Here is a 14,755-nt window from a genome sequence, read left to right as displayed (position 1 = left end):
ATTGGTCAAGAACTGGGCCAAAACGGCGCGCAGGTGGATGTATGCTCAATCAAAAACAAAGTTGCAGATATCAAGGCCTACGATGCTGTTATTGTAGGCGGCCCCATGATTATGGGCTGGCATCGAGGAGCCATGGCTTTTGTAAAACAGCATGCAGAAACCTTGAGCCAGATACCGGTGGCTTATTTTTTCACCTCCCTGAACCTGACCAGCACAGATGAAAAAACCATTGGCTCAACCGCCATTTACCTTGATCCTTCCCATGGCACAAGCCCAAAGGTGGCTAATAAGTTGAGTTTCAAAGAAAAATACACCCTGCCCGCCAGTTATCTTAAGCCGGTTTTGGAAAAAGCGCCCCAGGTGAAACCCGTCAGCGTGGCCTTTTTGGCCGGCAAGTTGGATTACAGTAAACTGGCCCCCTTTGGATGGCTGTTTGTAAAGGTCATCATCCGGGGAAAAGAGGGTGATTTTCGCAACTGGCAGGCTGTTCGTGGTTGGGCTGCCGGCTTAGGCCCGGTGTTAAGCAAAAATTAGGTTTTAGAGTTCTAAAAAGGAAACGCCATGAAAGTGCTCATCATCTCTTCAAACACTTTGCCTGGCGCCTCTCCATCCGGCCCGGCTTACGTGGCCGGCGCGGTACGTGAGGCCGGCCACCTGGTTGATGTTTATGAAAGTCTGTTTGCCGCTGACTCAACTGGCTCCTTGGCAGGCAAACTGAACAATTTCCAACCGGATGTGGTGGGAGTTTCGATTCGGCTGGTGCATGGGGATGTATTGGATGCGCAGGCTGCGTTGGGCACCCGGCATCTTGACCTGCGCCCCCGGGTTAAAAAAATTGTGGACGTGATCCGCCAAAACTCCAAAGCCAAGATCGTGCTGGGCGGGCCGGGTTTCAGTTATTACGCCCATGATTGGCTGGATTATTTGGACGTAAATTACGGCATTCGCGGTGAAGGCGAGTTATCCTTTCCGCTTTTTCTCCAACACCTGGCGGAAGGCGGCGATATCCACGCGGTGCCAGGATGCGTATTCAGAAAAAACGGCCGCATTAAAACCGTTCCTCTTCAGCGGGTAAAGGATTGGGAGAGTATGGCTCTGCCGGCCTATGACCTTTTTGAACCGGAAAAGGATGTTGAGCACAAAGTGGCGCCAGCCATTTTTACCAAGCGCGGTTGCGCCTTTGCCTGCACCTACTGCCCGTACAGCAAGTTGGAAGGCAAGCGCTACCGGTTAAAATCACCAGAGCGCGTGCTGGCCGAAATTCGTCATATTCTGGCGCATACTTCAAGCCGGCAAATTATGTTCTGCGATAACAGCTTTAACGCGCCCCGGCAGCATGCGCAGGCTCTTTGCCGCGCGTTTATAGACGAATCACTTGATTTTAGCTGGGGCACCGGCGACCTCAAACCTATTGGCGTTACCCCTGATTTTTGCCGCCTGATAGAAGATTCGGGCTGTTTTTACGTGAATCTGGCCATCGAATCAGCTTCCGCCACAATGCTCCAACGGATGAAACGCGGTTACACCGTCCGGCAAGTCCGCGAGTCGTTAGACGCTCTAAACCGGTCAAACATACCTTTTGGCGCTTCGGTCATGTTTGGCGCTCCCGGCGAAACGCCCGAAACCATCGCCGAAACGCTAAATATATTGAACGACTATCTCTTTCCCTGTGGCATCTGGGTTACGTTGGGCATTTATTTGTGGACGGATTATCAAGATATTGTGGCTGAGGCCCGCCAAACCGGATTCCTCCAAGACGATAAAGAGCTGTTCTCAGGAGCGGTTTATCTTTCACCTGACCTGCCCAGGAGTTACCTTGAAGAACTGTCAGTGGCCCTCCGGGCCAAACCGGGTTACAAAGTCCAGTTTAACAAACCCAGCGAAAACTGGACACTCTAATCGTCTCCCCCAGTGTCCCAATTGCCCGGACAGATAAGACGTGCTAAGATTACGCTACCACATCCCAGGAGGATACGACCATGAAAGCCGTCTTGTTTTATGCGCCGGGCGACATCCGCTTTGAGGAGATTGACCGCCCCCAGGCCGGGCCGGGCGAGGTGGTGGTAGAAATCAAGGCCGCCCTCACCTGCGGCACCGACCTGAAGACTTACAAACGGGGGCATCCGCTCATCATCAAAAAAGTCCCCTCCGTTTTTGGGCACGAACTGGCCGGGGTGATTGCCGAAGTTGGCCCCGGCGTAAACCACTTTTCCGTGGGGCAGCGTGTGGTGGCGGCCAACTCCGCGCCTTGCCACCACTGTTTCAACTGCCAGCGCGGTCACCTCAGCCTGTGCCAAAACCTGGAATTCTTGAACGGGGCTTACGCCGAATACATCGCCATCCCCGCCCGCATCGTGGCCCAAAACCTGCTGCTTATTCCCACCGGAGTGACCTTCCGGCAGGCCGCCCTCACCGAACCACTGGCCTGCACCATTCACGGCATCGAGCGTTCGGAAATCAGATTAGGGGATACTGTTTGCATTATCGGTCAAGGCCCGATTGGCCTGATGCTGACCCAACTGGCCAAACTCAAAGGCGCCAGGGTAATAGCCGTAGACCGCAGCGCCTTCAGACTGGCCCAGGCCGGCCGGCTTGGCGCGGACGAGTTGGTGGACGCCAACGCCGTTCCTGACCCGGCGGCAGCCGTGCGCGACCTGACCACGGAAAATCGAGGTGCGGACGTGGTGATTGAGGCCGCAGGCTTGCCCGAAACTTGGGAGCAGGCCCTGGCCATGGCCCGGCCCGGCGGCCTGGTCAATCTTTTTGGCGGCTGCCGGTCGGGCACTCAGATCAAAATTGATACCCATCGCCTGCACTACGACGAGTTGAAGATCATTGGCGTTTTCCATCACACCCCCCGCTATATTCGCGCGGCGCTCTCGCTCATTGCCGGCGGTCAAATTGAGGCCGAGGCCATGATCAGCCACGAGATGCCTTTGGCGCAGCTTGAGGAGGCGCTCCAATTGGTGGCCAGCGGGAACGCGCTCAAAGTGGCGATAAATATTTAGTGAGTGTCCAAAAAATAATTTGGGGACGGACTTAATTGGAGAAAAACCTCATGAAAGTTGCCAGATATTACACCCGTCAAGACATTCGGGTAGAGGACGTGCCGATGCCGGAAATTGGGCCAGGCGAACTTCTGATTCAAACCAAAGCCTGCGGCCTTTGCGGCAGCGACCTGATGGAGTGGTATGTTCAAAAAAAAGCGCCCGAGGTTTTGGGCCACGAACCCGCCGGAGTAGTGGCCAAAGTAGGCGCAGGCGTTACGCAATTTAAGGTGGGCGACAGGGTTTTTGTGCATCATCATGTGCCCTGCTTTATTTGCCACCATTGCGTGCGCGGGCACTATACCCTGTGCGATACTTTTAAGGCCACACACCTTGACCCCGGCGGTTTTGCCGAGTATTTCCGGGTGCCGGCTTTGAACGTAGAGCGAGACGTGCTCAAACTGCCTGCCGAGATGTCGTTTGAGCAAGGCACGCAAATTGAACCGTTAGCCACCTGCATCAGGGGCATCGAACGGGCCGGTATCCAGGCGGGGGATACGGTGTTGATCCTTGGCGCCGGGGTGACCGGCCTGATGAATATGCAATTGGCCAATATTTACGGCGCGGGCAAGGTCATTGTCACCGATTTTGCCCCTTTCCGGCTGGAAATGGCTCGCCGCTTGGGCGCGGACCACGCTCTTGAGGCGCGAGAAGATATTGGGACCGCGCTGAAGGACCTGAACGCAGGACGCCTGGCCGACGTGGTGATTGTGACCGCCGGCAGTATTAAGGCCATGGCCCAAGCCCTGAGCCTGGCCGGCGGCGGCTCAACCGTGCTGCTTTTTGCCCCTTCTTCACCGGGGGAAAATCTGGCCGTCAGCCCGTTCCAACTTTTGTTCTCCGAAATAACGCTTGTTTCCACCTATTCCTGCACCCACATCGAAACCCGGCAGGCGCTAAAATTAATCCACGGGGGACGGGTTAAGGTGGAAGAACTGATTACCCATCGTTTTGACTTGACCGGCGTTGGCCAGGCCATCAACCTGGCTGCGTTAGCCGGAGAGTCGATGAAAATTCTGATCATCCCCTCTTAAGGCAAATAAATAGCGGATATTGGGTGGTTGTCAGGGGAAACAAAGGTATGATATACTGAGTTAGTTCTTAAAGAGGAGGGGCTAACGTTTAGCCAATTATGTCGCGCCAGGCTGACATTCAGAAACTAATCATCACGCATCGGCGGCACTTGCAAAAACTGCAAGAGATTCAAGCGTACAAAGGCAGCTCTACCGAACCTCATATTCTTTTAGAAATCGAAGATACAACAGCGGAAATCGAAAAGCTGGAAGCAGAGCTAAAAAACATTAAAGATAGCTCACCGGCTACCCCAACCACACGATATGGTTCTATCCGTAAAGTATTTCAGAATCACACCAGGAAAATTGGCCTAGGTTTTGGCGCAATCATTGGTGTGGGAATAATTGTCTGGGGAATTGGCGCCTTTTTTGATCAAAGTAAAGAATTACCGCCCAGGCCAATTTGTCAAACATCGCCCGTGCCGGTGCAAATTGTGGTGGCCCAATTGCCAAATTGCCCTTCCGACTTTCAGGCGCAATTAGTTGAACAGTGGACCGGCGAAACGGCCGCAGTGCTGCCTCTTAACCAAGTCTTCGCCACCGGTTCCGCCACCCGCGCCCAAACTGGAGCCGATATCGTGGTGTGGGGCGCCTGTAACCAGCAAAACCCCGCAGAATTAACCCTGACCTACGAACTCATCACCAGCCGCAAACCCGACGAGATTTACGAACCCACCCGTTTGAGCATAACCGGCCCGTTCACCGACCTGGCCAACCTGGGCCTGGCCTTAATTAGTTATCAACATGGCGATTACGCCCAGGCCGTTGACCAATTCAGCGCCTTACCGGCTATCAAAACCACCGCCGAGCCGGCCCTTGTTTGGGCTAACAGCCTGCTTTTTGCCGGGCGTTACGAAGCGGCCATTGACGCCTATGAAGAAATCATCCTGACCCTGAAACCCGATTGGAGCGTGATCTACAACAATTTGGGAATCGCCCGTTTCAATAAAGAATTATTGGAAGCAGAAGGGACTGCCCAGGCCGGACGTGACCATTTTGAGCAAGCCATCAAATTGGCCGAAGCGCAGGGTGAAACCGATTTGGCTCTATTGGCCCATGTCAACAATAGCCGGCTGCTCTTACAGGGCAGAAAATGGGATACGGCCAAAAAACATTGTGAAATGGCCTTGAGCCTAAATACCCAATCGGCCCTGCCCTACATTTGCCGGGCTACTTTCCACTTTTTCCAGGGCTTCAGCGCCGCAGAAAAAATGGACCTCAAAGCCATCAAACAAGACCTGGAGCAAGCCGCCCAATTTGATGATGCCCCGGCCAAATTATATTACCTGCGCGCGATCTGGTACGAGCAAGAACAGCAAAAGCAAGCCGCCATCGAAAACTATCTGCGCTTCTTCAATAAAATGGAATACCGTGCTTGTTTACACACCGACCAGGAAGCATTGCACAACGCGGCCATTTTTCTTGATGAGTTAAGCCGTTAGGTTCCCTAACACGATACCGGCTTGTTGGTTAAACTATCATGCACGTGTTTGCATGGATAGTACCAGTGCCGCGTGCAACCGTGTGGCTGGGTATGAAAGTGAACCATACTCAACTCTAACCCAAGCAGCAAGCCCCAATGAGCCAGGGGTTTTTGCTGCTCCTCAATCTCCGCGCTATTCACTTTGTCTTTCAAATGCTGCCAAATCTGCTTAAAAGATGCCGACTGTATTTCAAGTTCAGGCGGGGCGCTGATACCTTCGGTTGAAATCTGGTCAGGTATTTCGGGCAGAGGGGATAATTGCGCATACGCTTCAAGCGCTTCAATATCGCTTTTGCTGACCTGCTGGCCGTAGAAATCAATCAATGTCCACAGGGTTTTCTCGTGGGGCCAAATTTGACTATTGAGGAGGGCCTGCACCACAAACGGTATATCCCCGGCCAATTCGCTCATGGACAAGTTCGTTCCCGGATAATACTTTTGGCCCGCTTTTTGAGAAAAATCTGACCAACGCCGCTCAAGCTTCTCGATAATGCCTCCTCTGCCGGTTAATGTCTGCTGCAAAGTGGCGTCCATTTGCTCTTGCTCTACCATAAAGCGCAAAACCTGTAGGGCAATCAAAGGCCGCAAATAAAGACTGGGGTGCGCCTCATCCCCTTGCGCAAAGTCGTCAATCTTTTCAATGCAATCTGCGGCTACATCTTGGGCCGACAAAACATAGGCCGGGCCGGTGAACAAAACGCCGCAAACATCGGCAAAAACTTCTTCCAGCCAGCGGTTCCAGAGATACATTCGCTCCATTGACTGCTGCAATACTTGAACTTGCCTCAACCCTTTTTCCTGCCTGACCAATTCTAATGAGGCGTTGTCTATTACCACCCGCTGCATTGCTTCGTGAACGGCTTCGGTTTCTTGCCACGCTAAAGCGTTCCAGTAAATATGATGTCCCAACTCGTGCGCCAACGCCTGCCATTGGCCGGTATCAGGATCATAATCGGTGAGAGGAATGGAGATTAGGGGGATTTGCGGCGCATAAACAGACCGAGAAATGCGATACAACTTTTCAAAGTAAACGACCGGGGCTTCCAGCCGCACATAAGGCGCATGCACCCGTTCCACGTTGTGCCAACGATGGCAATAACCCTGCAACAAATTACGCGCCTGGGCTAAATTTGGCGAAAATCCTTCGCCATTGGCCGGTCTAATCCGCTGTTCGCAGGCGCGGCTCAGGATATTCCATTCGTGCAATAGCCGTTCAATGCCGGCATGTAAAACATAGTGGGGCGTGACCATAGGGGATGGGGCATTTTCCAACAGACGAACATAATCTCCGGCAAAATCCGAGAAATTTTTTAGTATCGCCAATAATTCAGGCCACTCCTGCTTTGATTGGAAATACAAATACCACTGTCCGGCCAGTTTTAAAATAGCATCAAGCTTTCTTTGATAAGCTTGTTTACGCCTTTGACGTAACATGATAACCTCCCTTTTTATATGTATGGACGTATTGGTTGATATTGACCCAGACTGAAACCGCTATATTAATAATATAGCACCTGTTTGTTAAAGTCAACGCCCAATTTGTTCATGGGTCTGTCCTAAGCTTTAGGCAATTCCGTAGCAGGGGCGACGGGCCGGTTGCCCCTACATGGCTAAGAATTTGTTCATCCCCTCGCCGCCGGTTTGCCACCTGCGCCAATTTCAGGCAAAATGAGGCCGATTCAGGAGGCTATTTGTCCCGCTAAAAATGAGGAGGAACATGGTCAAAATCAAACCTTTCCGGGGACTTCGATATAATCTCAACAAAATCCCTGACCTTTCCAGCGTGGTCAGCCAACCCCACGACCGGATCCGGCCGGACTTGCAGGCTGAATATTATCGTTTGAGTCCGCACAATATCGTCCGCATAGTCAAGGGTAGGGCGCACCCGGCCGATAATGAAACAGATAATATTTACACCCGGGCCAGAGAAATATATCAACTCTGGCTACGCGAAGGCATCCTCGTCAGGGAAAAAGTCCCTGCCCTGTATGTCACCCGCCAAACATTCACCCTGCCGGACGGCAGCGTGAGAACGCGCCAGGGTTTGCTGGCAGCCCTGGAGTTATCCCCTTATGTGGCAGGCGTTGTTTTGCCCCACGAACAAACCCTACCCAAGTCAATGGCCGACCGCATTAGCCTGTTGCAGGCAACCGAAGCCAACTTTGGCAGTGTTTTTATGCTCTATCCGGGCGGAGGCGTCAATGAGTTGTTAGACCAGGCCCTGACCCAAAGCCCCCTGGTTGAATTTCGGGAACTCTTTGAACACGAAGTTGTCCAGCAGCTTGGGGTTATAACCTCCCCGGCCGTAATTGCGGCCGTAATGGAAACATTGGCGGCCAAACCAAACCTCATCATCGCCGACGGCCATCATCGTTACCAAACAGCCGTTGAATACCGAGTTAAAATGCGGGCCAGGCACCCTGATGCGCCGCCTAACGCCGGTTTTAATTACCGCCTGGTCACGCTGGTGAGTATGGACGACCCTGGCCTGGTGATTCTGCCCACCCACCGGCTTATCCGCGCCGGCAGCCCGTTGCGGACGGAGGAAATTCTGGAACGGGCCAAAACCTACTTTGAGATAACGGCCCTACCCAACCGGGCCGCCCTGGAAACAGCCCTGGCCGCAGCCAGGCGCAATTCCCAACCGGGTTTTGGCCTTTACAATGGCGCTTATGCGCTGCTCAGCCTGCGCCACCCCAACGTGACCGCAGAGCTGCTGCCGGACCATAGCCCTGAATGGCGGTCGCTTGATGTAGCCGTAGCTCACGAATTGTTCATTGAGCGCGTATTGGGAATTGATAAACAGGCGGTAGCCATGAAGGAAAAAGTTGAGTTTATCCGTAATGCGGACCGGGGCTTTGCCGCGATAGAAGAGGGTCAGGCCGATTACCTGCTGCTCATGAACCCCACCCGCATCGAGCAGGTCCGGGTTTGCACCGCCGCCGGCGAACGGATGCCGCAAAAATCCACCGATTTTTATCCCAAAATGCTCAATGGCTTGGTTGTCTTGCCGGTAGGCGCAGAGGAGGTTTTATAAACGACCGGGAGAAAAAATGGCTATGACGCAAGCAAACGTTAACCAGCCACTAAAGCCGTAATCCCCTGCCACAGTTGGTACAGCCCAAAGCCCAGCAGCGCCGTCGCCGCGATACCGCTTAAAATTTGGCTAACTTTGGGGCCAAACCGGCTGGCCGTGCCAAATAAAATAATAAAGGTGGCAAACCCGCCAATAAGGGTGGTGTAAAAGCCCAGCCCAAAACCAAGCCCCAACGCCGGTGATTGTCGCCAGCCCGCAATGACAATGGGGCCGGCAATAATTCCCCAAAAAAGGTAGGGGCCGGGGCTGAGGGTGTTCATCAAAACAGCCTTTAAAAAGTTTTGCCGGGCTGCTTCTTCAACCACCGGCAGGGCCAAACCGGCCGCTTTGGCGGCCAAAAACGCGCCCCGGGCCAGGTATAAAATAAAAAGTCCGCCCAAAATTTGTAAAACATTCAACAACCAAGACGGGGTTTGAGTTAGCACTAACAAAACCAGGGCAATAATGGGGCCGTCGCTGAGCAGGGGGGCCAAAGCGGCCGGCAAGGTTCGTCGCCAACCATTTTTGAGCGTTTGGGATAGTAAAAATGCTTGAAACGGGCCGGGGGTAGCCATAGCCGACAGGCCAAGGGCCGCGCCGCGCAAGTAATAAAAAAACAAGGGCAAAATCTCCGGTGGTTTGATAATTTTGGCATTGTACGCTACGAATTTATTATTGACAATTCGTCTAACCGCAGCGGCCCGTTGCGGCTTGCTGCTCCAGGTTGGGTAAGGTAAAATTGAAGCACTTAAACTGGAGGTGACAAAATGGTGAACGACTTTTTAGCAAGCAATTTAGGCACGCAAATTCTTACCATTGTGCTTGGCGTAGTGGTGCTCATTCTGGGGCGCAAGCTTTTTTGGCTGGCCATTGCGGTATTGGGCTTTGTGCTGGGCCTGGGCCTGGGCATGCAATTTGCCGGTGGGCAACCCGACTGGCTGGCCTTAATCATTGGCCTGGTGGTGGGGGGCCTTGGCGCGCTGCTGGCGGTTTTGGCCCAAAAGATAGCCGTGGGGGTAGGCGGTTTCATTCTGGGCGGTTATCTGGTGATGTGGTTGATCAACCTGCTGGGCCTGGCCTGGAATCAATGGTTCTGGGTGCTCTTTTTTGTGGGGGGCGTTATTGTGGCCGTGCTGGTGCTCCTGTTGTTTGACATGGCCCTGATCATTGTCTCTTCCCTGATTGGCGCCGCCCTAATTGTTCAGGCCGTTAACCTCAACCCGCTGGTAACCGGCTTTGTGTTCTTTGCCCTGCTCATTGTAGGCATTGCGGCGCAAACTAAAATGTTATCGCCAACTCGTGAAACAGATTAGGGCTAAAGATTTAATAATTTGTGCATTTCATTGCCGAATTTCCAAGGAATATGTCTCCCAAACGCACAAGTTATTTACGACTCAATCCTTAGCAGAGACCATTCCGGCCCTGTTCGCTTCCTGTCAGCTTCATGGTATAATGCCGCGTATGCCCCACCTAAAACGGAGCCTGATTGCCGGGCTGTTAGCCGCCATTTTTTTTACTGCCGCCTGTCAAAGCCAACCGGCGCAAGTTTTTATTGACGTAGACGGCGGGCGCCAAACCCTCACCACCGAAGCCGAAACGGTGCGGGCCGCGCTGGACGAGGCCAGGATTGTTTTAGGGCCGCTGGATAGGGTTAGTCCCGACCTGTACGCCCAACTCGAACCGGGGCTGGTGATTGTGGTCACGCGGGTCACCGAAAAAATCGAAGCCGAACGAAAAGTCATTCCCTTTGAACGGCAAACCCTGGTCAACGAGGCGCTCTCCCCCGGCGAAACCCGGCTGGCCCAACTGGGCGTCAGCGGCGAAGATGAAATTTCAATACGGGTTGTTTACGAGAACGGGATAGAAGTTAGCCGCACCGAAATCAGCCGCACCACCGTCATCGAGCCGATCCCCGAAATACTGGTGGTTGGCCCCAAACAAAACAACTTGCCCTCGCGGCCCATTGAAGGCGTTATTGCTTATCTATCCGGCGGCAATGCCTGGCTCATGCGCAACAGCAGCGGCAGCCGCCGCGCCTTGACCACAGCCGGCGATCTGGATGGGAGAGTATTCAGCCTGGCCCCGGATGGCCGCCAACTTGTTTATACCACCAAATTGACCAACGAAATCGAGCTGCCCCTGAATGAAATGTGGCTGGCCTCAACCACCATCATCGGCGAACAACCTATCACCCTGGGCATCCAGGGCGTGCTGCATGCCCAATGGTCGCCCGTGGTCACCCAACCGCTTCTGGCTTACAGCACGGCGCAACGGACGGCCAACCCCCCGGGCTGGCAGGCCAACAATGATTTGTGGCTGCTGGACCTTTCGCCGGATGCGGCCGGAGAAAACATTCCCCAACCCGTTGAGATCATCAAGGCCAATACCCGGGGTCTCTATCCCTGGTGGGGTACGGACTTCGCCTGGTCGCCCGACGGGACCAAGTTGGCTTATACCCGCGCCGACCAGCTCGGCCTGATCCGGTTGGCCTTTAGCCATACGTTAACCGCCAGCCTGGTCCCACTGGTAGATTTTACGCCCTTAAAAACCTTCAGCGAGTGGGTGTGGACGCCCGGCCTGAGTTGGTCGCCCGATGGAAAATTTATTGCCGCCGCCATCCACGGCCCTCCCCTGGCCGCAGAGCCGGACGAAGAAAGTCAGGTGTTTGATTTGTGGTTGTTGGGGGTTAACGGTACAATTTCCGCTAAAGTGGTTGAACAGGTGGGGATGTGGGCCAACCCGGCCTGGGGCCAGGCCGGCATTGCTTTTGGTCAGGCGTTAAACCCCTTGCAGTCGGTCAATAGCCGTTACACCATCCAACTCATTGATCGAGATGGCAGCAACAAACGCCAGCTTTTCCCTTTTAGTAACCAGGCCGGGGTGCAGCTTCCAGAGCTGGTTTGGTCGCCCGCGGGAGATACGTTGCTCTTTATCTATAACGGAGACTTATATCTCACCGGCAGCCAGGGCAGCCCGCCCCAACAGTTGACGATGAACAGCCAGGCCAGTCGTCCGCAATGGGTCGCCCAGGTCCCTGAGTTAAGCGGCGCGGGCGTAGTGACCCCCAGCCAGGCCATCACCTCCACCCCGGCGATCACTCCTGGCCCGCCGCTCACCCCGGCCACAGCCACGTTTACGCCGGAGCCAACAGCCATTGAGCCTACCCTGGAGCCAACGGCCACTCTTACGGCCACCGATGAGCCAGAAGCGGACAAGGAATAAAAGGTGAGTAAGCAAGCTTCCATCTTATTGATGGATGAAGATGCAGACACGCTAGAACAACTGCAAACCATTTTGCAACGAGCGCAATACCAGGTGCTGGCTGCGGTTGACGGGCACGCCGCGCTCCGGCTGGCCAGAACAGCCAAACCCAACCTGATTGTATCAGATTTACTCCTGACCGGTCAGGATGGCTACGAGGTATGGAAAACTCTCCGCGCCGATAAAGAGACCGCCCACATTCCCATCCTGGTTACCAGCGCGCTCACCATTCCGGCCCCCAACGAACCCTGGCGGCCCACACCCGACACCGAGTGGCAACTGCTCTCTTACGACGCCTTTTTGCCAAAACCAATAGACCTGCAACGTTTTATGCGCGTGGTTCAAAGATTACTACAGCCCGATAGCGCGGCCAACCTGCCCGGCGGCCCCACTATTATGCTGGCCATAGAAGATGAAGACATTCAGGGCAAATTGGCCGCCATGCTGCACAACCATAACTTTGGCGTTGAAATTCCGCCTTCCCTGGCCGAAGTGGCCAAATTGGCCGGGGCGCTGCCTCCGGCGGCCATTATTCTTGATTATCGAGCGCCCAACCAGGCCACCCGGCAAGTTATTGCCCAAATCAATAAAGCCGTTTCCGCTACTGTGATGATCCTCATCATTGATCCCGCCAAAGAATCTGATCCAGAAACAAATCGTTGTGACGGCTCGCTCAGAACGCCGCTCCATTCCACCCATACCATTGCCAGCATCAACCGCATCCTGGAGCTTTGCAGCATGCGCCGCCGCACCCAAACCCTGAGCACCCAGCTCATAACCACCACCCACATTCTGCACGATAGCCAACAGATGCTCAAGGCCCAAAACAAAGAACTGGAATACACCAATGCCCGCTTGCGAGAACTGGATAGCTTAAAAGAAATGCTCACCGGTATGGTAGTGCATGACCTCAAATCGCCGCTGGGCGCGGTGCTGGGCGCGCTCCACTTTCTGCAAACGTCGTCTGTGGGCGCCGATCAAACCAGCGCCCTTTTGTTGAACGGGGCCATGGCCGCCGGCAGCCAGATGCTGCGCCTGGTAGAAACCCTGCTGGAAGAACAACGCCTGGAAAACGGGCGCATCAAACCAGATACCGAACCCTTTGACCTGGCCAGCATTATCCACAACAGCGTTGAGCAAATATCATCGCTGCTCACTTTACATCACCTGCAAGTAAACCAGGTAGTGACCGATGACTTACCCCCGATTTATGCCGACGCCCGCTTGAGCCAGCGCATCCTGGAGAACTTACTGGACAACGCCATCAAATTTTCGCCCAGGGACGGCACCATCACCATCCAGACCGCGCCCAGGCAGGACTTTTTGCAAATCAGCGTGACCAATGAAGGACCGGGCATTCCCAAAGAGCAGCAGGCCGAAATATTCAACCGTTTCAGCCAGCTCAAACAGGCCGACGACCCGGCCAGGGCCGGTTTTGGCCTGGGCCTGGCCTTTTGCCAACTGGCCACCCAGGCCATGAACGGCTCTATTTGGGTGGAGAGCGATGGGGAATCCGGCACTACCTTCTGTTTTACCCTGCCTGTTTTTAAGGAAGAGTGAAAGGGTGAGAAGGAGACAAGATGAAAATCACCATCTCTACCGGCGACATTTCCCTCCCCGCCGAACTGAACAACCGCCCCACCGCGCAGCAAGTGGCCGCCGCCCTGCCTATTGAAGGCAAGGCCAACATCTGGGGCGACGAAATCTACTTTGAAATCCCGGTGATGGCCGAGCCGGAGCCGGACGCCCGCGCCGAGGTGGAGGTAGGCGAGTTGGGCTACTGGCCGGTGGGCCATGCCTTTTGCATTTTCTTCGGCCCAACCCCGGTCAGCACCGGCCCCAAGCCCCGCGCCTACAGCCCGGTCAATATTTTGGGCCGGGTGCTGGGCGACGCCGCCCAATTTAAGGGCACGCCCAACGGCGCAACAGTGAAAATTGAGCCAGCAGGGTAAAAACCCGGAAATATAAAATTCGGTAGTGGTCATGTTGTAAGTGACGAGGAATTTCTGGCATGTCATCCGAGGAGCAACGCGACGAGGAATCCGTCAGAATTGTCTTTGCATGACCAGATTCGAGGGATTTCTCGCTCACTTCGTTCACTCGAAATGACATGATCGTCACTTACTTATTTTCTTGATGGCTGCGGTTATGCAACCGCAGCCCAACCTCAAGCGACTTTAGTCGCGCCACAGGATGGTTTGCGTAAGGCATCTCCTAACCAATCCTGGCCAACATGGCCTTAACCAAACCGATCAATAACTACCAGGCTATCATCGCCCAACAGGTAATTTCTGGCGCTGGAATATTTCCAATGTTCCGGCCTCTCCACAAAGCCCTTTTTAACCGGATTAAAATGGATGTAATTCAGTTTCTGTTCAAATACTGCCGCGCTCCAAATAGCTACCGGGTGGTAGCCCGCCTGCTAGACCCTATTTTGCCCACGCTCCTTATTATGAAAAATTTTAACCCAAAAGAGGCGGCTGAATTGACCTAAATTGCCCAGGTAAGTTTTGATTTCGGTAGCGGTGTGCCGCTTATAATCACGGACAACAACGTTGGGAATTTGTTCCGGGTCATCGTGGCTGATGATAGCGTGCAGGTGGTTAGGCATGATGACATAGCCGTGCAGGTTGAAGCCTTTGTTGGCCTGGCAATACTTGAAACTGTTCAGGAGGATTTGAAAGACCGTTTCGTTAAGCAGAATGGGTATCCAGAGGCGGGTGCTGGTGGTAATGAAATAAACGGGGGTTTGCTCGGTGATTTTATATCTTGAACGCATGGGCGGATTAAAATCCGATAAGACAGGTTACGGTTT

The 14,755-nt window shown here is 53.9% G+C and carries 13 protein-coding genes; 10 read left to right on the top strand and 3 right to left on the bottom strand.

Annotated elements, in window-relative coordinates:
* The 5 genes from JW953_05990 to JW953_05970 form a co-directional block, all read left to right on the top strand.
* A partial coding sequence (locus JW953_05990; GenBank protein MBN1992234.1) for a hypothetical protein occupies nt 1-534 on the top strand: 534 nt, incomplete at its 5' end.
* Nucleotides 535-561: 27 nt separating this feature from the next.
* Nucleotides 562-1,899: a radical SAM protein gene (locus tag JW953_05985; GenBank protein MBN1992233.1), complete on the top strand. Its 1,338-nt coding sequence runs from the start codon at nt 562-564 to the stop codon at nt 1,897-1,899.
* An 80-nt stretch (nt 1,900-1,979) separates the two neighbouring features.
* Nucleotides 1,980-3,008, top strand: coding sequence for a zinc-binding dehydrogenase (locus tag JW953_05980; protein ID MBN1992232.1), 1,029 nt, complete (start codon nt 1,980-1,982; stop codon nt 3,006-3,008).
* A 50-nt stretch (nt 3,009-3,058) separates the two neighbouring features.
* The gene (locus tag JW953_05975) at nt 3,059-4,081 is read left to right on the top strand and encodes a zinc-dependent dehydrogenase (GenBank protein ID MBN1992231.1); all 1,023 of its coding nucleotides are present in this window, start codon (nt 3,059-3,061) and stop codon (nt 4,079-4,081) included.
* A gap of 98 nt (nt 4,082-4,179) precedes the next feature.
* Entirely contained in the window at nt 4,180-5,562 is a 1,383-nt protein-coding gene (locus JW953_05970; protein MBN1992230.1) for a tetratricopeptide repeat protein, read from the top strand.
* A 5-nt stretch (nt 5,563-5,567) separates the two neighbouring features.
* On the opposite strand, the gene JW953_05965 is transcribed toward JW953_05970, so the two are convergent.
* Nucleotides 5,568-7,037, bottom strand: coding sequence for a hypothetical protein (locus JW953_05965; GenBank protein ID MBN1992229.1), 1,470 nt, complete (start codon nt 7,035-7,037; stop codon nt 5,568-5,570).
* A 283-nt stretch (nt 7,038-7,320) separates the two neighbouring features.
* Here JW953_05965 and JW953_05960 point away from each other — a divergent pair, with 283 nt between their 5' ends.
* The gene (locus JW953_05960) at nt 7,321-8,640 is read left to right on the top strand and encodes a DUF1015 domain-containing protein (protein MBN1992228.1); all 1,320 of its coding nucleotides are present in this window, start codon (nt 7,321-7,323) and stop codon (nt 8,638-8,640) included.
* Nucleotides 8,641-8,678: 38 nt separating this feature from the next.
* Here the strand turns inward: JW953_05960 and JW953_05955 are convergent, their stop codons facing one another.
* Nucleotides 8,679-9,299: a LysE family transporter gene (locus tag JW953_05955; protein MBN1992227.1), complete on the bottom strand. Its 621-nt coding sequence runs from the start codon at nt 9,297-9,299 to the stop codon at nt 8,679-8,681.
* Nucleotides 9,300-9,446: 147 nt separating this feature from the next.
* Here JW953_05955 and JW953_05950 point away from each other — a divergent pair, with 147 nt between their 5' ends.
* The 4 genes from JW953_05950 to JW953_05935 all read left to right on the top strand — a co-directional run bounded on the left by JW953_05950 (nt 9,447) and on the right by JW953_05935 (nt 13,892).
* Nucleotides 9,447-9,992 carry a DUF4203 domain-containing protein gene (locus JW953_05950; GenBank protein MBN1992226.1) on the top strand — a complete coding sequence of 182 codons (546 nt, stop codon included), beginning with the start codon at nt 9,447-9,449 and terminating at the stop codon, nt 9,990-9,992.
* Between the two features lie 148 nt (nt 9,993-10,140).
* Nucleotides 10,141-11,901: a G5 domain-containing protein gene (locus JW953_05945; protein ID MBN1992225.1), complete on the top strand. Its 1,761-nt coding sequence runs from the start codon at nt 10,141-10,143 to the stop codon at nt 11,899-11,901.
* Between the two features lie 3 nt (nt 11,902-11,904).
* The gene (locus JW953_05940; protein MBN1992224.1) at nt 11,905-13,500 is read left to right on the top strand and encodes a response regulator; all 1,596 of its coding nucleotides are present in this window, start codon (nt 11,905-11,907) and stop codon (nt 13,498-13,500) included.
* A 20-nt stretch (nt 13,501-13,520) separates the two neighbouring features.
* Nucleotides 13,521-13,892 (top strand): hypothetical protein, encoded by a 372-nt coding sequence (locus JW953_05935; protein MBN1992223.1) that lies wholly within the window; start codon nt 13,521-13,523, stop codon nt 13,890-13,892.
* A 470-nt stretch (nt 13,893-14,362) separates the two neighbouring features.
* On the opposite strand, the gene JW953_05930 is transcribed toward JW953_05935, so the two are convergent.
* Nucleotides 14,363-14,719 carry a transposase gene (locus JW953_05930; GenBank protein ID MBN1992222.1) on the bottom strand — a complete coding sequence of 119 codons (357 nt, stop codon included), beginning with the start codon at nt 14,717-14,719 and terminating at the stop codon, nt 14,363-14,365.
* Nucleotides 14,720-14,755: the final 36 nt, after the last annotated feature.

This window comes from Anaerolineae bacterium (assembly GCA_016931895.1).
Lineage (GTDB): Bacteria > Chloroflexota > Anaerolineae > 4572-78 > J111 > JAFGNV01.
The sequence above is the reverse complement of the archived record's forward strand: the minus strand, read 5'-3'. Positions and strand labels throughout refer to the sequence as shown.